The organism is Mycoplasma testudineum, assembly GCF_002245785.1.
GTDB classification, from domain to species: domain Bacteria; phylum Bacillota_I; class Bacilli_A; order Mycoplasmatales; family Metamycoplasmataceae; genus Mycoplasmopsis_B; species Mycoplasmopsis_B testudinea.
Genome location: NZ_NNCE01000003.1, coordinates 74,625 through 100,188 on the forward strand (window position 1 = coordinate 74,625; position 25,564 = coordinate 100,188).

At 31.0% G+C, this 25,564-nt stretch carries 6 protein-coding genes; 3 read left to right on the forward strand and 3 right to left on the reverse strand.

The genetic code is table 4. The features are described 5' to 3' along the window. Window positions 1–67 precede the first annotated feature (67 nt). Both gli521 and gli349 read right to left on the reverse strand, forming a co-directional pair. On the reverse strand, window positions 68–13,594 hold the full coding sequence (gli521, locus tag CG473_RS01990) for a gliding machinery surface structure protein Gli521 (protein WP_094254639.1): 13,527 nt from the start codon (window positions 13,592–13,594) through the stop codon (window positions 68–70). Window positions 13,595–13,608: 14 nt separating this feature from the next. After that, entirely contained in the window at window positions 13,609–23,181 is a 9,573-nt protein-coding gene (gli349, locus tag CG473_RS01995) for a gliding machinery surface structure protein Gli349 (protein WP_094254640.1), read from the reverse strand. Between the two features lie 238 nt (window positions 23,182–23,419). On the opposite strand from gli349, the gene CG473_RS02000 reads away from it, so the two are divergent. The 3 genes from CG473_RS02000 to CG473_RS04340 all read left to right on the forward strand — a co-directional run bounded on the left by CG473_RS02000 (window position 23,420) and on the right by CG473_RS04340 (window position 24,565). Beyond that, a complete protein-coding gene (locus tag CG473_RS02000; protein ID WP_094254641.1) occupies window positions 23,420–23,881 on the forward strand; it encodes a hypothetical protein in 462 nt (153 codons plus the stop codon). 79 nt (window positions 23,882–23,960) lie between these two features. Then, window positions 23,961–24,380, forward strand: coding sequence for a hypothetical protein (locus tag CG473_RS02005; RefSeq protein WP_094254642.1), 420 nt, complete (start codon window positions 23,961–23,963; stop codon window positions 24,378–24,380). 50 nt (window positions 24,381–24,430) lie between these two features. After that, the gene (locus tag CG473_RS04340; RefSeq protein ID WP_279526408.1) at window positions 24,431–24,565 is read left to right on the forward strand and encodes a hypothetical protein; all 135 of its coding nucleotides are present in this window, start codon (window positions 24,431–24,433) and stop codon (window positions 24,563–24,565) included. A 66-nt stretch (window positions 24,566–24,631) separates the two neighbouring features. On the opposite strand, the gene CG473_RS02010 is transcribed toward CG473_RS04340, so the two are convergent. Beyond that, a complete protein-coding gene (locus CG473_RS02010; protein WP_094254643.1) occupies window positions 24,632–25,564 on the reverse strand; it encodes an NAD(P)/FAD-dependent oxidoreductase in 933 nt (310 codons plus the stop codon).

Sequence of the window (25,564 nt, forward strand, 5' to 3'; positions counted from 1 at the left end):
TTGAAAAATGACATTATTATTTTATTAAAAAATGCACTCCAAATTGCTAAGAAGTGCATTTTTAAATTTATTTACCTAACTTGAACTTTCTGATTAATACATAAGCAAGTGCTGATAATCCGATTGCACCAAATATTGATGCAACAGCAATACCAATTGTTGCTCCAATTCCGAATATAGAATTTGGTTCAGGTAATTCTGAAACTATATATTTATCATTGCTTGAAGTATATGTTGAAGGTAATTCTTTGTTTTGAGCTTGTGCTAAGGCAGTAACAACTAATTCAACACGCATTCTATCACCATTAGATAATTGAGCGTTGATTAAATCTGTTATTACACTAACAACACCTTGTGAATCAATTTTGTAGAATTTAAGTTCTGTATCAGGAGGTAATGTGATTTTTGATGCATCAACAAATAATGAAGCTACACCGTTATCTCCTCTGTAAGTTAGAATTAATTCATCAAGTTTTGAAGCATTAAAATCACCTACATCAATTACAGTTTTTAGACTGTTGATTAAGTAACCATCAACTTCAATTTCTTCTAAGATTGCATTTCCGTTTAAATCAACTCTTCCTGTATTATTCATAACTTTTGATTTAACAGTTTCAAGATTTTGTGATCCAAGTGGAGTTGCGACTCTATTTGCAAAATTATTAGCAATTAAGCCATCAGAATTGATTGCTAAACGTCATTTTACTAAATCACCATTAGCTAAATCTTTTGGTAATGATTTAGATCATGTTAATCTAGAATCATTTTGAGTATAATCTTCGCCTTTTCTAATTAAAGCATATTCATAATGGAATTCAGCAGGTAGTAATTGTTCTCGAGTTTGTGGATTAGTTGAAAGTACTTCAAAACTTCCTTGTTTATCAAATTCACCACCTGGGTTCATTCTTACATAGATTAGATTGTTGATATCAATTTCACGTGCTAAACCACTAACTGTTAGTGAAAATAGTAATGATTCATAAGCAAAATCAGGATTATCACTAACTATTGAAACATTGATTTCATCGTTATTTGCTAAGTTAGTTGGGAATGTATTACTTAAATCATCATAAACAGTTGCACCTAGATTATTTGAAACACGATTTACAGTCATTCTTAATCGTAAGTTACCTACTGGTTGAATTGTTTTTAATTGGTTATTAATTGCACTAAAAACGGTGATTGTTGATAGTGTACCATTGTTATTAAATGTTGCACTTAATGCATCATCTGCTAATTGAGCAAATCCTGAAACTGGGTTTTGATCACTTCTACCCGCAGGTACAGCATAATTACCATTTAATGATTGTAATTGCAATCCTAATTCACCTGGTTCAATTCTGTATTTTACTCCAGTAACTGTGTAATCAACTTTTGTATCCTTTTCTCAAGTGTTATTATTAGAAGCTAATCTATATCCATTTCTTACTTTGTAAGTAAAGTAGACTTGTTGATTTCTAAATAATGAATTTTGAGGAGTTCCAGTTGCTTGAATAAAGTTTGCACTTAATGATGGATCTTCTAGTTGAATTTGTACAATTGCGTCGCCTACAACAGGTGCACCTGGTACAAAGTAAGTTATTCCGTTAACTGTTTCATATGCACCAGTTAAAAATAATAATTTACCAGTTGAATCTTTAGCTTGAGTACCGTTTCTCAATAAAACGGCAGGTCCTTCGGTACTTCCAGATCTTTCAACGATTGGAGCGCCGCTTTGGTCAAATTGGATATTACCATCAGCATCTCTAATAAATTTCAGTGTTGTATTTAGAGTTAAGTCCACACCAGCAAAGTTAAAGTCAGTATCTTTTACCATTGGTACTAGTGTAAATCTTGATAATCCACTAAAACTATTGTTAAATCTTGAATTATTTGAACCATAACCAATTTTTGCTGTATCAACATTAATTTTTGTAGTATCTAAAATTAAGTTAGTTACAACTAGTGGTGTTTTTGAAAAGTAATTTGTTGAATTAACTAATAAGTATTTACTTGGATCAGTTACATCGATTTTTACATAAACAAGATCTCCAACTTTTAAATTACTTGGAACGTCCTTGGTTCATAGTGAAGGAGTTTTAACCATTTGTTCTAATTGCGCATCACTATAAGTTGTACTTGAAATTAAGTATCAGTATGCTAAATCATCTTCTAATGTACTTGCACTATCTTTAACTATTGCTTTACCTTTACCTTGGTAAATATCTGTTGTAGATCCATCAGTAGCATTTACTAAAGTTAAACTTGGAGCAGTAGCTCTAACTACATTTCTTTCGGTTAAAATGTTGATTTTGTTATCAGCAAATCTGTAATCAAATGAACCTTGTATTGTTCCATTTGTACCAATATCATAGTTGGTATTAGCAGTGAATCTGAATCCAAAACCAATTGCATTTTCGTTTAGTCTAAATGCTTGATTGTTACCTTTAGGGTTACTATTTAGATTAAATGCTGGTTGATAAACTGCAGTTGAATCTTGATTAAATAAGGTAATTGCACCATTAAAATCAATACCAGCATCAGTTACGTTTGAACTATAAACAATTCTTAAAGGCTGACTTGTGTTGTAATTTGTTAAGAAATTCAGGAATTTTTCATGAAGGTTTAATGTTGGATCATTATTTGTTCCAGTAATTGTTAAATCTGCTAATCCTAAACTTAATAATGTTGAAGTATCAATATAACCTTTAACATTACTGTTTAAATCAGGAGTAATTAGTTGCTGAATAAATTCTGCTCCAACTGTATCAATAGTAGTTTCATCTACACTTGTAAATGAAGTAACACCATCAGTTACTTGTCCTGGGAAACGCATTACAAAACGGTTATTTGAGCCATTAGCAAAATCATAACGAGCCACAATTGAATTACGTAAGATAATTGTATTGTTATTTGCAGAACCCTTTAAGGTTTTTAGAAGTGCAATAAATTGATCTTTTGTAAATCAACTTGCCCCGTTAATTGCTGTTCCAGAAATTGAGTATTTGATTTGTACTAAGTCTCTTAAATTACCTGCACCAACACCTTCATAAGCAGCATCATCGTTAATAGTTAAATCACGTAGATTACCACCTAAGTTAATTGTGCTTAATCTATTTCTAATTGTAATAGCTTCAAGTACTCTTGATGTATCTAATGTATAAACTGTTGTATCTTCATATACATAACCATCTAAAGCAGCAAATCTTGCAAATAAGGTTCTATCACTATCTAAAGTAGTTGGTAAACTATCTGTTCAGACTGCTTCAGCTCCATTATTTAGTGAATATTGAACTTTTAACCCAATTGGAATTGTAGTACCAACAACAATTGATGAAGATAGTTGTTGGGTATTACCGTTAATTTCCATTGCTAGTCTTAAATCAATAGATGATTTTTGAACAAATATCTTAACTGCATCATTAACACCAGTTGTATTATTTACAACAATGTTTTGACCAGTAGCAAAATATGTTTCTGCATCAGCTGCTTTAATTGCTCATCTTGCAGTAATTTGTTTATTGTAAATTGTTACTGGATATGATTTAAGCGCTTGTAAAAATTCACCTTGTGTGTATCAAATTTTTCCAGCTGTTAATTCGATTTGTGCATTTGAAGGTCCAATTGAATATTGAACTTCTAAAGCATTTCGTTTTGATTGATCAGTTGTTAAACTATTAATTAATTCTTGTTGTCCAGTTATTACTAAATCACGAGTATTACCATTAAAGTTTAATGCAGCTAGTGAAGCCGATGTTGCTTCTCTAATTGTAATAAGTGATTTAACTTGCAATTGAATTGGTGTTTTAGAAACTTCAGGAACAAATACTGATGAATTTACTCTGGCAACAAATCTAACAAAAATAAAGTTTTGTGAACCGTTATTAACTGTAGTTACAGGTTGAGTAGAAGATCATTTAGTTGGATCAGGCGTTCAAACACCGTTTGACAGTGTTCCGTTATTATTTCACTCAATACCTAAACCGTATGATAATAAATTGTTGTAAATAACTCTACTTGAATCGGTAAACGGTAACTCTAATTCACCTAAACTTGTGTTTGTATTTGAATCAGATGTTGTTGCAATATTTTGTTTTAATTCATCAATTAAATCTTGAATATGCAAGTAACTTAAAACATTAGTGCTTCCTAATTCAGCAAAGTTTTGTAAATTATTTGTTGTTTTAATTTCAACCGAAGGATTCGAAGGTCTAAATGTAGCATAGAATGCTTTATCAGAACCAACAATATTGTTTTTATTTGTTTTTAAGAAAGCGAGTAATTGATCTTTAGTATAAAAGTTTTGTCCAACGAATTGGTAAGCTTCTACACCTGAAATAACGGTGTTTTTAAGTGCATACATTATTGTAGTACTTCCACTTACAAATTCTCCTCATTCTTTACGCAACTCATCTTCGTTGATTACTAAATCCACTGTGTTACCACTTAAATTAATTTTAGCAGCAGTTCTTGTTGCATCAATTGGAATAGATCTAGTACCTGGTACTGTCATTAACTGAGCCTTTTTAGACGCTTCAGAAAGAATTGTCTTTATTTGTGTACCAGAAACTAATCCATATCTAAATCAAACTCTTGGAGGTAAAGTAGTGATTGATTTAGGTAACTGAGTTATATCAGTAATTGTAAAACCTTTAGTTTCGCTTGTAGTACTAAATTCAACCTGAATTACATTATCACTAAAGAATTTTTTCTGAGCATCGGTAAATGGATTTACTGGTTCACCAAGTTCTAAGTTAGAAACGGCATTTGGATAAACTAATGACCCACTGACTAATGTTGAATAGAATGATTCTTTACTTACATCAACAAATAAACTAACATTTGTAGTACTTAGAGTTCTTGAAGAAGAACTGCTTACTGCAAACGAATCACTATCAACATTTGTTGCAAGCGCATATCTGGCATTAATAACGAATTCTGAACGTTGAATATTTTTATTATATGTTTTCAAGAACGATATAAAACTTGCTTCGCTAAATCAAACATCAGCACTACCATTTTGAATAGGCACTAAACTTTGTAATTGACCAATAGAATATTGAACTTGAACTCTACTACGGTTAGATTCATCAATAGCACTTAATGCACTTGCAGAATTAATTGTTAAATCATTTGTTGAGCCTGATAAAGTGATTCCGCTTAATTTCCTTACATCTGTTGTGATTACAACAGGTACAACAAGTTGTGCATCACCTTGCAATGTAATTATAGAAGTATTTTCAATTTCTACCAATGCAGTTTTATCAATTAACCCAAATTGCATAGTTAATTTTCTAGGATTCCCTAGATTTTGAACATTTGTTGTTAAATCACTATTTCAATTTATATTTGAAGTTGTAATTAAGTTTGATCCAAAAGCAAGATTTAATTGAATTCCTTGATCTTTTAGAACCGCTTTTTGTCCTTCGCTAATACCAACATTGATAAAATCAATTCCAGTAATTTTATCAGCGCTTGTTGATGCTCCAAATGTTATTCTATGACCTTTACTTGACACTGCTAATTCACTAGCAAAATTATTTGTTCTAATAAATGATTTAACACTAGCCAATTTTTCGGAAGTGAATGCTTTTATTGTACTTGTCTCAGCAACTGAATCTTGGAATTTGTAGCTTGTAGGATCGTTTTGTGTACTTTCTTTTAATGAAAGTCTTGCCACTATCCTATAGTTTTGAGCAATGTTAGATGAATTAGAGCTTGTTGCTCCATTTCTATTTAAGAAAATATTTATTGAATTATTTGCCACTAAGGCTTGCTTTAATTGAGTACTTGACATCCATTTATCAAAGCCTTCAAATTGAACTAAATCTGCTTCTATTGTTGAATCACTACTTGTATTTTGAAGTAATTGAATTCCGTACTCTATATTAGATTTAAAATATGCAAATGAATAATTTTTTTCAAAAATTGTTTCATCAATTTCAATATTCTTTGTATTACCACTCAGGCGAACTGAATCAATAATTTCTTGAGAACCTGCATTTATAGTTACTGCTAAATTAGATAAAACTAAGTCAATTGGCGCACTTGCGTTTGCATTTGAATCGCTTGGTCTAGAAAGAACTGTATTTGCTTGATTTGGCCCTGTTATGTTTACAAAACGTACAAATAATTTCGGAGGATTTCCTAAATTTACTGGATTTTCTGAATTAAGATCCTCTAATTTATTTCATGTTCCAGTTGCGCTTGTTGAATATTCAATTCCGACATTAATAGCTTTCAATTCATCAATTGCTCCGGCTTGTGAAAAACCTAAGACAATGCTTGTGACTTTTGAAGATGTATCTTGCACACCAAAAGTTGGAGCATTACTTGTTACGGCTTGGATATAATTGTTAATATCGGCATATAATTTAATTACATTGCTTGACTTAATGCTTGATGCATCACTAACAGCAAAATCTGCAGGAGAAGCCCCTTCTTTCAATGCATAACGCATAAATACTTGTCTATTATCAAAACTAAATTGACCAGTATATTCAAGAAGTGCATCAATAAATTTTTGTCTTGGCAGTCATTTATCGTTTGATGCAGTTATTGGAACCAAATTGCTTTCTGAAGTTCCAATTGCATAAACTACCGTTACTCTATTTTTATTTTCTGGAGAAAGTTTAGATAATGCAGCTGTCTCGGTAGCTTCTTGAATTGATACATTTCTTGTATTACCTGTTATAGAAATTTGACTTAATTCTGATGAATTCACCTGTATCGAAACAGGAACTTTAACATCTACTTGAATTGTGTATGCATCACCACTATTAATTGTTGACTTTACGATTGTACCGTTTGAACCATTTTTATTTGCTTCATTTGAAACAATTGCTTTGAAATATTTAGGGGCATTAGTTACATAAGAAATTCTAACGTTTAATTTATTTGTAGAACCTAATGAGTTGATTGTTCCTAATGCACCGTATGTATTATTTACTCCTGGTGCATTAAATAAAATTTCTACACCCATTCTGTTTCTCATAAAATTAATAAAATCGTTTAATGTTTGAAATCTGTTTAAAAGTGTGCCCGTAAATGGAATTTCTAAAGAATTAATGCTAGCCGAACTACCATTAGCAATACTTTGTCTGTTCAATAAATTAATTACAAATTGAGAAATGTCAAAATCCGATACAACTTGACTCACACTTAAATTTGCGTCATTAGCAATATTAGCATTTGGTATTTCATACAATGATGAATCTACTGAAGATCTTAGTCTTCACCTTGCTTTAAAAACACTAACACCTTGATTTGTTAAACCATCTACTTTTGCGCTTGATGGATATGTGTCAAAAGTAATAGGACCATTATTTGAAAGTTGATATGATCTAATGTTTGTTAAAAAGTCGTTATATGTTACCCAAGTATTTGGTTCTGCCTGCCCAAAACTATATTGAATTTCTAATAAAGTTTTTTGAGTGTCAGTAACTGTATTTGGTAAAGCATCAAAAGCTCCTTTTTCAAATTCAATTTGACTTCTATTTGCATTAAGAGTTGAAATATCCCCTGAAAAGTTTAGCTGAGCAGCTAAAACATCGTTATTTGCAGCAATTAATTGCTTAATAGATGTATGGTCAATTTGATATCCATATTCTCTTTGAGTGTCACTAGTTGCATTACTTATTGTACGATTTGACAAACCAATATTTGTTTTAGTGGGGTCAAGGGTCACAAACCTAAAACCTAAAATAAAAATTTGTTTCAAGATATCTTCGGTTGGGGTTGTAGTAACAACTGTGCCATCACTAGCTTTCTGAATACTTCAGTTTGAATAACTGCTTAAAGTTGGAACATTTAAATTAAGTGTTGTTGGAGGAGTGTCACTATAAGAATATGTTGCTGTATTTCCACTTGTTTTTCAAGTTCCATATTGAATTTTATAACCTATTTTCTGTGCAAAATTAGTGTCAAATGGGGAATTGACAACGGGTTGAATAGTTAAATTTTCTGTTGTTCCAATTAAATTGAATCCAGATTTAATAACGCTTGGAGATATAAAATCAGCAACCGTAATATGCTTTTTAAGATTTTGGATACTTGGTTTTACACCAGCTGCAATTTTGGACTGCAATTCTCTACTAAAAGCAAATTCATTTAAACCATTTTCTGTTAATTGATAAGTTACATTTAAAGTTTCGATATCTAAATTATTAATTTCTTCATTAGACATTGATTTAATTTTACCTTGAAATTCTTTTAGAGGTAGCGCTTTATCTGTAGTTCCAAATCTGTAACCAACATATAGATTATTTTTAAATAAATCTTTAGTTGTTAAGCCATCTGTTTTTGAATAATTAAATAAACCGTCTGCTTCCGAAGAATTGAAATGATATGAATCGCCAAAAATATTTAATAATGTTACGTTTTGTAATTTATTTAAATCCAAATCGGTAATTGCAGCTAAAAATTTGGCTTTTAATTGTTTAGGCTGTGAATATTCATTATCAATTGAATATCCTGATTTAGGATTAATTTTTATTCAAAATTCCTGACCATTAATTTTAAAAGTAACAGGGGTTCCATTTTCATTCAATTGTCTTTGAAGTTTAACTTCACCTTTTGTTGCTTCTGCGGAGTCTTTCCCTGCTCAAAAGTCATTTTTAGCATAAAATTGCGGAAAATTAAAGCTTGCGCCTTCATCTATTAAAACAAGTTCTTCGTTAGAAATTCCAGAAGCGACTAATCCAGATGTTAAATTTAATTTACTGAAAAATGATTGAACATTGTTGTAAATTGTAAATTTAGAATTATCAGTTGCAGCACCTTGTTCAAAACCGTTATAAACAGTCATAACATCATTTGGAACAACGCTACCGTCGTTTACATTTTGTTTAAGTCTAACTCTACCTAATAAAATTGTGTCAGGTGTTAATAGGCTAGCCAATAATGGATCGTTCGCTTCACCGTTTGTACCGATTTTTAATAAATTCTGAATTGTTTCTCTTGTATTTCAAGCAGCTCCATTTGAACCCCTAAACAAGTCTTTGTCAAAAGCATCACCATTGTATACTGCCCTATATGTTGCTTTTGGTCCAAATGCATAAACAATTTCTGTATTAGCTTTTGATTTTGTACTCAAAACAGTATCTGAATCATCTATTCAAGAAATATCTTTTGTAGAACCAGTAAATTTAGAAACTTTTATTTGTTTAATGGTTGCATCTTCAAGGACAATAGGAACTTGGAATCCGTTTATTTTTCTTGGAATAGATTGAGTTGTCCCGCCATTGTATGCAACATTTATTGTCTGATTGTTCAAAGTATAATTTTGTCATTTATAAGAAATTGTACTTGCTGCAGAATTTTGTTTATTATCTTTAACAAATATTGAATAGTAAAGATTTTGATTGTCTCCAGAAAATTTTAAAGTTGATGCATCAGCAACTCATTCTGTTGCGTTGGATGTAGTAGCATATTTAACCTCTAATGCACCATTTGTTTCGTTAAACAGATTTAGGGTAGATAATTGAGAAGGTAAAATCATTTTAAAATTACCACTATTTATCAATCTTGTATTATCTTTTGCCACATATGTAAACGATTGTGAATCAGGATTTTCTCTAGTAAAAGTTGTTCATAATGTTGCATTATTCTCTCCCAATTGAGTAGCCTGTGATTGCACGGTACTTGCTGGATCAATTAATGATAATGTCTGTGTAAGACCTTGAGGGTAATTTGTCGATGATAAATTAACTGGAGTCTGTAATGCATTTTCAAATGAAACTGTAGAGTCAAATGTTGTGCTTGACTTTAAGCCAAATCTTACTTGTATTTTTGTTAAATCAAAGTTATTTTTTTGAGATGCAGTTAAAGTATATTGACTATTGGCTGATGAAACAACACCGGGCTTTAATAAATCTGAAAAAATATCTTTAGGTTCTTGAGAGCCACTACCAATAACCCAAACTTTTTGACCGTTTGAGTTTGTTCAACCGTCAAATGAATATTGAACTTCTACATCTTTATAAAAATTTCTTTGTATTTTTTCTTTTTCAGTTACATTATTAAATGAACCGGTAATCTTTTCGATGCCTTGAGACCAAACTTTTGACTCATCAATTTTCACACCACTTAATGTATCTCCTGTGAATGTGATTGATGATAAAGGTTTGTTTGAATTTGTTGGAACTTTAACAACCTTCTTATCAAGTCTTGCCAAATCCTTATTATGTGAATTATATCAAGCATCAGAATTTGCCTTATTGATTTCACTCGTTAGAGTAGCAGCAAACGATGTATACAAAGTAGATGATTTAGTAAAATCTACATAACCTTGATCCGATAAAAGAGGATTTAAATATTTAGCTTTTTGATCTGAATCAGTCACGATTAAATTGCTAATTGAATCAAGTGATAAACCTACGATATCATTCATGTCATTCATGTATGTATAATTTATCAATTGAAAATCCCTGTTTAATCTAACAATCACTTTTTTTCCCGCTACATAAAATCCACCGTAACCATCTGAAATAAAACTAGATATTTCAAAATCATTTGGAATAAAATGAGAATATTCATTTGATGAAAAATCAATTTTAGGAGCTGCCGAATGAATTGCGGTCATATTTTGTCTATATAGTTGACTAATATTATTTTGTAGTTTTATCTTGTTTGCAGGGTTAGATCCACCACCATTGAATACCATTTTTTTATTTGAATTAGTATAAATTAATTCTGCTCCTCGAAAACTAATAGCACCTATAGATTTACCAGATGCTATTGCAACACCATTTCTTATTCTATTATTATCTAAGTATGAATATGTAATTGAATGAGTTTTTGAACCAATAGACTTTAGAATTTGTCCGCCAGTCAATTTTGTCTCTGTACTTGAAACAGTGTCTGAAGATAAAATATTGTTTGTAGAAACAGTACTTAGAACATTGTAAACTTTTTTTGTCATAAAGTTTTGGAAATATTCATCAATTGTTTGACCTAGTTTAACTGTATTCAAAGAAACTTTAGTGCTATTGTAGGTAAATGACATTACTCCAGATGACCATTTACTATAATTTGTGAAATTAGAACTTCAAAAATTGATTATGGGGTTAGTTGTTGTATTGCTTGTAGTGAAAGCTATAACAATATTACCATTTGCTGAATCATTAAACAAATCAACAAAATTACCTGTTGAATTTTCAAATTTATTTTTATCTATTGTTATGTGTTGATTCGCAATTACATTTGTTTTTGTGTCATATGAATATAATGCTAAATCAATACCGCTTTCAATTTTTTTATCTGTGGAAAAAGCACCTACAAAATAGATTTTGTTTTCGTTACTGTATGTTGTTCCGACCATTTTCTCTAATGTTTTTGTTGAACCAAGAGTTATATTTGTGGCAGTTATTGTTGTACCGACTTTTACAATAAACGCACTTCCGCCTTTTTCGTAGGCTAAATATATCTTATTTGTCAACTTGGTAACTTCAATGTTTTTTGCATCTTTGAAAGCATTAACTTCATTTGCATTCGCAAAAAGAGCTTTAATACCACTTGTAGAAACTGAAATTCCAGCTTTATTTTCTCCAAAAATAACTTTTGCAGCAACTGAATTGTTACCCAAAATTTTACCTGAAGCATTTGTGAAATTAACATTGATCATTCCATTTTCAGCTGCAGTTACTGAATTAGTTGACACTCAACTTGACATTGAACCGTTTTGATCTAATTTTCTAAATTTACCATCGTTGTGGATTGTTAAATATTCTCCGTCTGGAGTTAAATAAATATCATTTATTCCGGTCATGTCAGTTAGTGGCATATTACCATCTGCGTAATCCAAAGAACCTCAATCTGTATTTTGCTCAATAATAGAGCCAGATTCATTAAAAAAAGTTAGTGCAGTTGGACTATATGCTAGTGGATTACCACCTGTAGATGGAAGGAATGATTCATTTTGAAAGGGCTCTCTAAATGGTTCGACAACTCTCGGGAAATATGCAGGTCAATTACTTGCACCTTGTATCTCTCCTACATAAATACCATCAAATAATGTACCAATTGTCATGAATGAAAACGGTAACTGAGTACCATTGTTGAAAAATGAAGTTGCTCCTCCAGCCGACATATAAGCGTTGGCTAAATCTGCTTTGGTGAGTTCACCATCTCTAGATAGAACCGTGTAACCACCATCTGCTGATAAAACAATTTTGCTTAAGAATTGATTACCAACAGTACCTGTTTGATTATTTAAAAATGTTCCTGAATTGATAGTTTTAACTACTGTAAGTGTTTGAGGATTAATTTCATAAATTCCTAAAGTACCAATTGCAATTATACTTCCGTTCCCAAGTTGCACGGCATCAATGATAGATGTGGGAAGAGAAGTTGCAGCACTTGCAGAAACCGTACCATCTGTGTTAATTTTTCTAACGAAACCAGTAGTTCTATTCAGACCACCAAATGCCAATATAGTGTCATCACTTAATTTTAAAAATTTATTAACACTCGAGCTTCAATTATTAACAAATTGTTGTGTATATTTAGCATGATAATGACTGTTTGTACCAACAGTTTGTATTGTCCCTTTAAAATCTATTTTATCTTGTCCTTGAAAAATACCATATTGCCTATTCGAAATAGTACCAGTTTGAGAAACTTTAGCTAAATATTCCCCTTCCCCTCCAAATAAATATGAACCATCTTTTAATTCTATAAAAGCTTTTGTGTTTCAATTATTATCTTGATAATCTTTATAATCAGTTTCAAGTTTTGCTTTAATGGCTGTATCTAATCAGATATTCGTTCCGTTAGTTGTATATTTAAATGTTCCTGGTGCATCAGTATTTGTTGATGCATTAATAGATTGTCCGGTTCTGGTTGCACTTGTATTATGTAAAAACATTGATGTGGCCGCTGAACTACCAACTGATTGCGTCAATCAATCGTGTGTTTTGCTAGTAGTAGAAATAGCGGGTTTATTGAAAATTGAAACACCGCCATTATCACCATAAATGATTATTTTTCCATTTGATACACTAATTTTACTAAAAACATTTGAATATCATCTAATTGTTCTACTTGTACCAACTCTATACCTAAAAATATCGGCATCTCATTTGTTATACATGTTGAAGACACTATTAGATAGTTCAATTTCATTTTCTTTTGTCCAAAAATCCAAATCATTTTCATACTTGAAAATTCTGATTTTTTGATTCATGACCTTGTTCATGCCTTCGTTTTCTTTATATCTTTTCGAAAAAGTTGAACTTCCTGAAAAATCATAGTGTCTAATACCTATTTCACCTTGTCCTTGAGAAAAAGCTGAAAGAAGTGCTATTTTAGTTACTCCAGATTCAACAAAATAGTGTGCATCAATTATCGCCTCACGGAAATCCAGTGTAGCAGTAATGGCTGGACTAAGTCCTTTATAAGATCCGTGATAGTTTTGAGATGCTACAGTTGCAACAGTTGGATTAGCTACAATTGTAGGATTAATTGCCCCTTGTGTCGCAGCACTTTTAAAAACTTCACTGTTTCCGTGATCTAATTTATTTTTATTTGCTACGAACCCGCCAATTACAGCGGCAGCAGTTACTACAGTTGTAGCAGCTATTCCTAGACCTATTAATTTCTTATTTTTTTGTTTCATTGTTCACCTATGTCTTATAGTTTTGTTCAGTCTACTTGTGTTGTGTTATTTGTGTTATCACTCGTTGGAACAACTCCTGTTCATTTTGTTGCTAGAGCAATCATAATTTGAGTTCTTTCATTTCTAGACAATAATTGACTACTATTGTTAAATATTGTTAAAGAGTAAATATTTGATTTAGCCGAATTTGTTTGCGATCCTAAAATAGATCAGAATGAGTCAGTTACTTCGTTTCTTAATAATGCTGCAGCATATCTTGAAAATTGCTTTGAATTTCCGCTGTCGTTTTTAACTAAAAATGTCAATTTAACTAAACCGCTCGATGTACCAACGGGATTGGAATGATTCATTATTTCCAAAATGACATCTTTATTAATGAATTGAGAAGGGATAACCGAATTAAATTTGTAAGATACACCATTTTCAAGATTACCAGCTCTTGTAATATCGTTATTATTATATTCGTTACCTGTAATTCAATTAATATTAGGTTGATTTAAATCTGTCAATTCTCATCTACTTGCACTTGGGTCAATTGTTCAATCTGCTGTACCCCTAATTCCTAGTGTTTCTTTACCGGCTTGTAAATTGTAGAATAAATTTTTACCACTAAATAGAGTCTCTAAACTTTCTGCGGTTCGAGGGGTCATCTTAAATGCAATATATAATGCTCCACCTCGGTTGGAAAGTATTTGTCCGGTTTGATCCGTATTAGTTAAAAATGTTGATATTGTGTCTTGTGCTAGATTTATAGAATTTTTATATCCACCTTTTGATTCATCGACGGTAAAACTAGGTCTAAATATCTCATTTGATTGGTTATATTCTTGGTTTGTTCTATCATCTTTTCAACTAGATAGTTTTTTGTTTTGTAAGACAATTGTATCTAAGTTTGAAGCATCAAAATTATTTGTGACCTTTGTATCATAAAATTCTAGTGATTCTATAGTTGTTTTGAACCCATAAACTTTTTTTGAAAATTCCTTTGACTTAACTGTATTACCATTCGTACCTATATTAACAGTATAGTTTAGAGTCAATGCACCAAATTCATCTTTTGCGTCAGAAATTGGAGTTGTATTCATCGAAAAAGTAATGTCCCCTAATGTTTGGAAATTTTCTGAATTTTCGAATCTAAAATTATTTGCTTGAACTTCACTTGCTTTTGTTTTGTCTTTATCGCCTGAGTTCAACAGAACAGCTGCCAATTCTGCTTTAGAAAATTTTCAATCATGGATTTTATTTTTCTCAGAAGTAGTTGCAGCTGCAAAAACATTTTCTTTAAGATATTCTATTTTTGTTAAATCTAAACCTGTAAGAGAAGCTAATGGCGAATTGGTAAATGCTGAGTCTCCAATATTCATAAGTGATTTTGGTAAATCTAGTAAAGTGATTTTTGCGCTAGAAAAAGCATTAGCACCTATACTTGTTAATCCTTCATTTAAAGTTAATAAAACTAATTTATCAGAATTACGGAATGCGTTTGCTTCAATACTTGTTTTTGTTGGGTTTACTTCTAATTTTGTAATTGCAGTTGGATTTGTTGGTGTGTTAGAGTAAAAATTACCTTTGTCATCTTGATATCTATATGCATCTGCACCAAAATTAGTTCTTTTAAATCCATTTACTTGTGAAATGTAATTATCAGATAAATTAATTGTACCTTTAGCACCAGAAAATAGAGTTTCTAAACTTTTAGAAACAGTTACAATAAAATCTACTTTAGACGTGTCTGTATTAACAACACCATTTCCAACACTTATTATTAAATTATTAATTTCTCTATTTTGTAATGGATAATTGTCTTTGGTGCCATTAAAAATTGTTTCAAAATTTGTAGAAGTGGTTTCTGCTGTTTTGGTCCACAGTGCATTATTGTCTAATTTTGATTTAACCTCTAACCTTTTGGTAATATCTTCTTTATAAGCATTAATTGCATCTGAAGCAGTTCTAAATCCTTTAACTTGCATCGAAAAATTCTGAGTTGCACCTTCTGCAGCTAATGTAAAATTCACGATAATACTTCCGGTCAAAACATTTTCTCTAGTTGTTCTAGAAACAGATGTTCTTGTGAATGTAAATCCTTCATTAGTCAATTCTGTTTGCTTATCTGCGGGAACTTCAAAATCTTCTACTGTGAAGAAATTGTCGCCAATTGCTGTTTTAGTAGTCAAAATCTTTTCAACAGATGATTGTTTGACCTTAATATATTGATTTTTGCCAGATTCATTTGCTTCCAACATTTTTTGAATTTTTAAGAATATTTTACCTGCACCAGGATCCGCAAAACCAAAATATGTTTGATCTCTATTTAAAGTAACAATATCATCGCCTTGTCCAACTGAAATTAAAAATGTAACTTTAATATCTCTTGGTATACCATTTGAATCATTAATTGCAACAGCATTTGTTGTTGTTCTTGTTATTCCTAATTTAGTCATATCAGTTGTTTGATAATTATTAAAATAAGTTTCTAATAATGTTTGATTATTTGTTGAAATAGCTGTAGAAATTTTATTGATTTCAGTGATAGCAGTGTTATTTGTTGTAATGTTTTGGGTATTAAGTTGTAAAGTAACATTATGCTGTATGCTTGATCAATTTGTAAGAACTTGTAAATTATCAAATTTAGTTTTAGTTAAAAAACCGTCGATTGTTTGTAAATATGTACGAGGTATTGCAGTTGTTTGACCTGAAATTCTAATAGTTAATCTAGCTTTAACGCCATTTTCAAGTGCCTCGATATTAGTTACAGAATATGTAAGACCTCTATCATTGTCACTAAGATTTTTTAGAACAGCATTTGAAGCTTCTAAATTATAATTGGCAAAAACAGTTGATGATGCAGTGCTTCTTGTTCTATCACCGCTGAATCTAAATTGATATTGAACAGCGTTATTAATCTGAGCTTGTCCTGATGTTAATAATCCTGTAATTGTCACACTATATGTTGCTTCAAAAGCACCAATTTGGTTATCTTCAATATAACTAACTCCTAAATTAACTGTTAAAGCACCTTGGTCATTATTTGGCACTACCGAAATAATTGTGGATCTAATATTAGTTCTGTCGGTGTTAGAATGACTTGTTTGAGCTGGGTTTGGTAAACCAATATTTAACATGTTAGAAGTTATTGAACTGGGTAAAATTGACTTCAATTCTTCAGCGCTATATAAATTATTTTGAGTAAAATTGTCGTCCGTTTTAAAAACAGCTGGTCAAACACCTAAAGTTGCAAATTTAGATGCTTCAACTCTGGCTTTAGAAAAGAAGGATGTGATAGTAGAAATATATGTTCTACTTATGTTTGAGTCTTTAGTAGATGTAACTATAACTGGCACTTCTAATGTAGTTTGATTAATATCTGTTACTTTAGGTAAAGTACCAATTTGTAAGTTAACATCACTTCCTGTTGGAGCTGCATTAATCGTAAGTTGTGCTGCGGTGATTGTATCGGGAGAATTTTGTAAATCTACTGTTCTTCTCAATTGAACTTGATTTCTTGTTTGACTATTTATGTAGTCTAAAACGCTTCTTGTTGCTGCACCAGTTGCTCTATCTGCAAAGCCAGATTCTTCAAATGTAGATTGTTGTGTAGCAAAATTCAATCCAGAACCTGCAGAAACAGTTCAAGTAACTCTAGCTATTTTTTGATCAGCAGCACTTTCTCCTTTTTCAACTATACTTGTTACATTAATTGATAATGGTGGGTTTTGACTAGTGTTATTTTTTATTACATAATCAGAAACAATTAAGTTCTGAACTGATGTAACAGCTTTATTAATTCCATCTCTTAATGTGGGTTTATTTGCTGTATTTTCAATAAATGCTTTAACCGCAGCAATGTTTGCTGCTTTTTGGGCACTAGAAAAACCTGAAACAGTTGAAATGTACGTTCTAGAAACTGTTTTTTGAGTACTATGAGTAACAGTAATTGTTACCTCAACAACTGTATCATCAGTAGAAGATGGTTTGACAGAAGTAATAGTTGGAGTAACATTAACTACGCCAGTTGTATCTAAAGTAAAATCTGACACAGTTACATTTGCAGCTTGTTTATCTGTTGCATTAGGTTTTGCAACTGGATTTACTCTATTACCACTTGCTATATAGTTATTTACTACTAATCAAGCTTGTGCAATATCATTAGTTGCAAAACCATTTACTGTAACTTTTTCTTCTTTTTCATATAACGTTTCTCCAGCACCAGCTGCTACTCTAATTGTTACTTCTACAGAAGAACCATTTGAAATCGGAGTAACTTTTGAAATACTTAAAACAACTTCTGGATCAGTATTGTTATTTATTGGTTGACTAATACTAAAATTCTGAGCGATAATTGAATTACCACTTGTTTGTTCTTTATTAATAAGGTTATTTAAAACTGGCACGCTTTTTTCAGCTGAATTTCTGGCTAAATATTTTTCAACTGCAATTCTAGAATCTTCTAATCCGGCTTTTCTAAAACCTTCAAATTTTTGTGAATATGTCACGGAATTACTAATAGCAGTACCATTACCAACAGAAACTCTAACTGTTACAACAGCAACAGTTTCATCTACTGGATCTACTGCAACACTAAAAACACTTAATCTAACAGCAGTGTTATCACTTGGTTGAGTAATACTAAAATCAGCTGTAGTTAAGCTTTTTACAGATCTTGAGGTATCAACTAATAAAGTTGGAGTGATTCTATCTGTTCTATCTCTATAAGTAGAAGCAATTTGGAAGTTTCTTGACTGTAAATCAGTTAAGAAACCAGGAATAGTAATTACATATGATTTTGTAGCTCTTGAATCAACATTTGCATCATTTGCATTAGCTGTAATTAATACAGTTACATCAACTGCATTAGGTGTATCTGAAGCAGTTGCAGAAGAAACTGTAAATGTTAATAATGGATGTCCGGCTACCGTTGCAGCAATATTTCAATTACTTAAATTACTTGCACCTACTACTGAACTAAGAGCCACTTCTTGTGGTTTACGTGAATTAGTTAAAATAGGTTGATTATACTTAGTTAAATCACCTTGTAATTGACTTTCATATCTTCTAATTAAACCAATAGCATTAGCTCTAGCTGCACTAGCAAAACCAGGGAATTCTGTTGTATAAGTTTTAGTTGCCAAAGCACTACCTGTTCCTAGTGTTAAAGTTACAGTTACAACTGCAGTTGTATCTGTTCCTACTTTAGCTTGTAAATTGGTAATTGATTGACCAATTTGTGAATCTACTGTAGATCTAGGAGTAATTGTAAAATCACTTGTTTGTAAATTTGCAACTGCATATTCATCTTTAGCGTTTTGAATTGCAGCAAGCAATACTGGATTATCTCTATTTTCACTAGCAATATATTTAGTAAGTAGTTTTTCATTTGAACTTTTAGTTGCTTGTAAGAATCCAGTAATAGTTTGATTATAAGTATTACTGTAAGCATTAATTCCAGTACCTGCAGTTACTTTAATTGTAACTACAGCTGTAGTATTATTTGCTGAAGCAGGATTGATATCAAGTACTTCAAATGATAAATTAGCTTTAGTTCCTTCAATAGTAATATCTGTATTTACTAAATCACCAACTGCTTTAGATTTTTTGATTTCATCTGAAGCAACTGCTTTTAAATGGTTTGTGGTATCTTTGATATATCCATTAACAATTTTGGCGTTATTTTCTTGAGCAGTAGGAATAAATCCAGTTAAAGTAACTGTGTAACTGTTTGTAACACTTGGATTTGTTTTTAAACTTACTCTAATTGTAAAAGCTGCTGTATTTCCTTCAGTAGCATTTTCTCCTGTAGGAACAGAAGTAATACTATTAATTGTGTAATCATATAAAGAACTATCTGAAGCTCCAACAACGTGGAAATTAGCAATACTTGCGTTTACTGCAGAAATATTTCTATCTGCTCCTTCATTTCAATCTACTGTTAATCTTGGGGCATCTTGAACTAATTTAGCTTCAGAAGGTAAGAATAATCTTGCTTTAATTTCTTGATCTAAAGTGTAATCATAAATAACGCTATTTTTAGTTAATGTACCTTTAATTTTGAAAGTTACATCTCCAGTTTCGTTATTACGTGAACCACTTAAAATTTGTGCACTAAGTTTTACATCTGAACCTTCTTCAGATGTAATGATAATATCTTCATTTAAAGCAGCAGAAGCTGATTTATTTTGACCTGATGGTGCTAAACGAATTACATTAGTAATTGAACTAAGTCTGTCACTTTTAGCTGCTTGATCAATAATAATTGCTCTAGCAGCAGCAGCTTGGTAGATTTCGTATTTTTCTACTGATAAGAATCCATCATCTTCAACTATATATGTAGCTGTAGCTCTAGTTGAACCGTTACCTGCAGCTACTTCAACAGTAATAACAGCTCTAACACCGTTAGAACCTTCTTTAGAAGTAACTGATTTAATGATTCCACTAATAATACCTGAAGCTATTTCAATTCGATAATCACTAGTTAAAACACCACCATTAGCAGCTGTTGCTTGTTGTTTTTTATTACTATCAATTAAAAATGGGATAGCTTTGTTAGTATTAGTTGCACCAGCATATTGATCAACAATTTTTTGGTTTTCAATTTTGCTTTGATTTGGAAACCCAGAAACAATAACATTATATGTAGCAGTTCCTACATTAGTTCCAGTTCCAATTGAAACTTCAACTAAAGCAGTACCTTCACCTTTAGGTTGACCGTTTGAATCATTTTCTTGTGAAGCACTAAATTCTAAAACAGTTAAAGTTGCATCAACTTCACCAATACCGTCATTACCAGTATTGAATTTAACTTTTTTAGGATTAAAACTTGAAGCAGTAACAGTATTAACTAAAGTTAATAATTTAGAAACATTTAAATCGGGTGTTGCTTCAGTGCTTGAAATAATCCCTGAAGCAACTGAATTAGCATATGATTGTGCAAATTCTCTATTTTTATTTTTTGCTGTTGTAGCAAAACCTGTCATTTTATAAGTAAATGTACTTGAAAAAGCAGGTTTTGAATCTACTTCAGTTGCTGAAGATACTCTAATTGTTAAAGTAACACTACCATCATCATTAGATGAATCGATATTAGTTACTTCAGCTCTTACTTTAGAATCAACAGAAGTTACAGTGTAATCTGAATTAACTGTATCAGAACCAAGTGTTTGGTCCTGTACTTTTGAAGTATTAGAAAAACTAATTCTTGCAGGATTTGCTTTTAAATCTCTAATAACAGCTTCAACATCGCTTTTAGCTTGTGCTACTACTGTTGTTTGGAATCCGCCTACAATTCTAACTGTGTTAGTTTCGAATCTATCACCAACAGCGGTTGTACCAGCAAATACTCTTATAGCGATATTTGCTTCACCTTTAGAATCAGTTGCAAATAAATTGATTATTTGTGAATAAACCTTAATAGTTTTATTGTTAATTGTAATGTTATGTTCAGTTACACTTTGACCATCAACTGTTGTTTTAGTACCACCGATAAAGTCAAAATCTGATACTTTTGTATTTGAAGGTAAAGTATCAATTTTTGGATGAGCGGCTTTAGCAGCTTCTGTATATTCAACATCACGACTTTCATTTGCTGTATTTGATCTAGAAACTATGTAATCAGTAACAGCTAAGGTGTTATCTTTTAAAGCTGAATCAAAACCTGTAACAGTAGCTTCGTAAGTTCTAGTTACAGTTTTATCATCATTTGTAATAGTAACAAGCGCTACTAATGAACCTCTAGTTGCATCAGTAGATTTAATTTGTGTTACTGTAGCACTTAAAGGAGAAATATTAGCACGTGGATTTTCAGATACTAAATTAAAATTAAGTGGCTGAAAATCTTCAACTTTAATTTCAGTCGGTTTTTTATTCTTATCTTCTTCATTTTTAAGAACTGGAACTTCTTTTTTATTAACAAAGTAATTAATAATAGATGTATCTAATTGAGCTTTTGTAGCTCCTTGTAATTCTTGTGTTTTTGTATAAGCAGATTCAGTAATAGCTTGGTTGTTTTCACTAATACCGCGAATTGAAAGAGTAACTTGAATTTGTCCAGATTTGTTTCTCTGGGCAATTTCAGCACCTGTTGGAGTTACAACAGCTAAAGAAATTTCAATTTTACTATTGCTTCTACTATTATTAGCTATTGAAATTTCATTCAAAATGTCTCTAGGTAAGTTAGTAGTAAAATTTTCACCACGCAATTCGCTGGCAAAAACTTGAGGAACAGTTCCATTAAAAATAACTTCAGGCTTGAAGATACTAATTTTATTCAATACATTCTTCACGTAAGTTTCATTTTTCATGAAACCAGTTACTGTAACGTTGTACTGTGCTACTGCTGTACCTACTGCTACAGTTACTGTACCTGTAGCTTCACCGTTAGGAACACTTCGAACACTAAAACCGGTAACATTTACATTAAAACGATCAGGCTTGTTTTTAGTATTTGTTTGTGAATAATCAACACTTGTACCTGCTATAAATTCATTTAATGTAACTAATTGAACTGGTTTAGCAGCTAATTCAGTATTTATTTTTAAAGGAAATTTATTTCAGTTACTTTTAAGATATCACTCATTTGGAGTATATAAATTGTCAATTGTAACTTGATAGTCACTAATGAATTGAACACTGGTTTCTGTTGAGCTTTTTCTAATTGTAATTAGATACTGGCTGTCATCAAGATTATTGGGTTCTTTTTTAGCAACACTGATAATTTCATATCTTACTAATGTATCTTCAGAAACGATAGGATTAAAATTTGAACGAGAAATATTATTAGGATTGATTCCGTAAACTTGTTTGTGTCTTTTATTTGTTAATTCAGAGAAAGTATCTTCCAAACTTACATTAAGTGTTGGAACGATTTCTGGAGCTTGATTTACTTTAGTTTGCAATTGCGGTACTATGTTTGAAATAATTATTGATCTTTGAACACTAATACCATCTCTACTAATTTCATAAACAACTGAAACACTAGTTGTGTTTCCTGCAATTGTGTTAACACTTTTAATAGTTGTAGTTGCTCCGGCAATAGGAGTTTCATTGGCACTAATAATTAAATCATCAGGATTTAGCTGATTAGCTGTTTTATTAGCAGCTGCTGGCGCTATAGTGATGTTTACATAATCATTTGAAGTTGAATCAAGAATTTTTTTAGTTCCTGCTTCATTATTTAATCAACCACTTGATTTAACTGAATAGTTTCTAGTTGTTAAAGTACCATCAATATTTTTAATACTTACTCTAATTGTTAATTCAATTTGAGTACCATCACTACTTGGGTCAACGGCAGCCGAAACAACACTGTATTCTAAACGTGAATCCAGATTTGTTGCATTTTCTCTTGCTGAAATAAAATTAAATCCAATGATGCTATTCCTTGAATTAATTTGTTCAATAGCATCAATTGCAGTATAGTTACTTAAAACTCCATTATTATCAAGACTAGGGATTAAATCAGGCGAATTTGTAATTGCAAAAGTATCAGAATTATTGTCAGTTGATAGACCAACTCCTACACCAATACCTACTGTTGCACCTACAGTTACAACTCCGACTGCGCTACCTATTAATATCTTGCTTTTTTTATCCATTTTTATATCCTTTCGGGTATTTTTTAAAATACTAAAAAAACTTACTTAACATTTTATTTTGATTAAGTTGAGTCTATACATACTTTTACCATGATTACTTCTGTCAAATAACCATGGGCTTATTATAACCCATAGCTGATATTTTAAATTTTTTTAAATAGGCTAATTTTTGTGAAAATATACCATGTTTTCTATACTTTTTGCCTAATTAATTCTTTTAAGATGATAAAGTTTTTAAGTGAAAAAAATAGTTTGGAAAGCCTTATTTTGAAATCAATACAAAACTATTATTAAGAAAAAAATTATTTTTTTAAATTTGAAAAATTTCTTTGCTTTTATTTTGTATGTACTTACTGCTACATTAATTTTTCTAGTTGTTTTATCACAAGGATGAATAGCTATCGATATTGCTTCATCTCTTGTAGGGTTGTTTTTATTTTTCTGAGCACTATCAGCTTTTGCATTGCTAAAAATAAATAAATATTTTTTAAAAATTGAACAAGATTCAATTAAATTTCTCGTTTCCAACCAAGAGGATTTAAAAGAAGAAATTTCTTCAGTTCAAAATTTAGAATTTTCTCTATTTTTAGAAACAATAAACTCATTTTTTTATTCTTTTAGAATTTGAAAAATTGTTTCAAAAAATGCCAAAATATATTCAATGGAATTTTTAGAATACTCAAAATCAAATAAAGAGTAATTTATTAGAGTAAAAAATATTTAGTTTTAAAAAAAGTATGCGTTTTTTCAAATAAGGACTTATTTTTGCATATATAGGTATGCAAAACAAAAAAAATATAAAAAGAACTGATGCTCACACAGAGCAGATAAAGAAATTTGAAAAATTTGTCGACAGTCATGAAAAAAGCGGTAAATTAACCATCAAATCTCTTAATAAATGGGTGCAATTGTATTACTGGCACGGTAAGGAAATCAACTTTAATATTTTAGAGAACCGTGATTTAGAAGCGGTAGGTTTATTTAGGTATAATAAAATTACTATGGAAGATATTAGTTTTAAAAATCAAGTCCTAATGATGCTTGGGCAAATTAATAAAAAAGTAGAAAATATTGAAAAGGAAATAATAGAGCTTAAAAAAGATGTGGCTGAGCTAAAAATCAGAGTTGGAAATTTGGAACAAAGAGTGGCAAACATTGAAGTTGATGTAGCTATGTTAAAAAATATACACAATTTATAGAAAGTGGCTCTTTAGAAGCAGCAGATTTATTTAGGTATAATAAAATTACTATGGAAGATATTAGTTTTAAAAATCAAGTCCTAATGATGCTTGGGCAAATCAATGATAGATTAGAAAATATTGAAAAGGACGTAGCTATGTTAAAAACTGATGTAGCTATGCTAAAACGCTTACACAATTTGTAATGATCTACTTTTAGAATTAAAAAACGAACTTTTCTCGAGTCCGTTTTATTTTAATTAAATTGTGAATTACTTAACTTTTTGAGCCGCATCTTTAGCTGCAATTGCTCCGTCACTTGAAGCAGTAACAATTTGTCTAACATCTTTTAGACGGATGTCTCCTGCTGCATAAATACCTTTTATTTTAGTTTGCATTAATTCATCAGTTTTTATAAACCCATTAGGTTCTAAAATTCCCAAATCTTTAGCGAAATTAGCTGCTGGTAAAAATCCAATATAAGGGAAAATAGATGCTACAGATACTGTAGTAGTTTTACCATCTTTAGTTTCAATAGTTACTTGTTCTAATTTATTTTCGCCTGCAACTTCTGTAATTCTAGATTCATAATGAATAGTTACATTTTTTCGCTTTAACAGTTCTTCAACAAGAGATTGTTCAGCATTAAATTTTGCATCACGAACTACAAAATGAACATGGCTAGCAACATTTGCTAAATACGCTCCTTCTTCAACGGCTGAATTCCCGCCCCCGATTACAACTGAAGGTTGGTATCCAAAAATTGGACCATCACATATTGAACAAAATGAAACACCTTTATGGTAGTAGTTTCTAATGTTAGGTATGTCTAGAGGTTCTCTATTAACCATTCCTGAAGCAATAATTATACTTTTAGCAGATTTTTTAAATTCTCCTTCAGGATTTTTATATGTAACAACGTGATCATAATCTCCATTAGTTTCAATTTTAGTTACTTCACCAAAAATGTGTTCTGCACCAAATTTAATTCCATGGTTGTACATTCTAATTGCCAAATCTGGTCCTTCAACTATTTCATCACCCAATCAATTTTCAATTTTTGATTGATTAACAACTTTACCACCAGGAGCATCTTTTTCTATAAAGGCAGTTTTTAAACCACCTCTAGATCCGTACACCGCAGCACTAAGTGCTGCTGGACCACCACCAACAATAATCAATTCGTAATCAAAATCTTTTGCCAT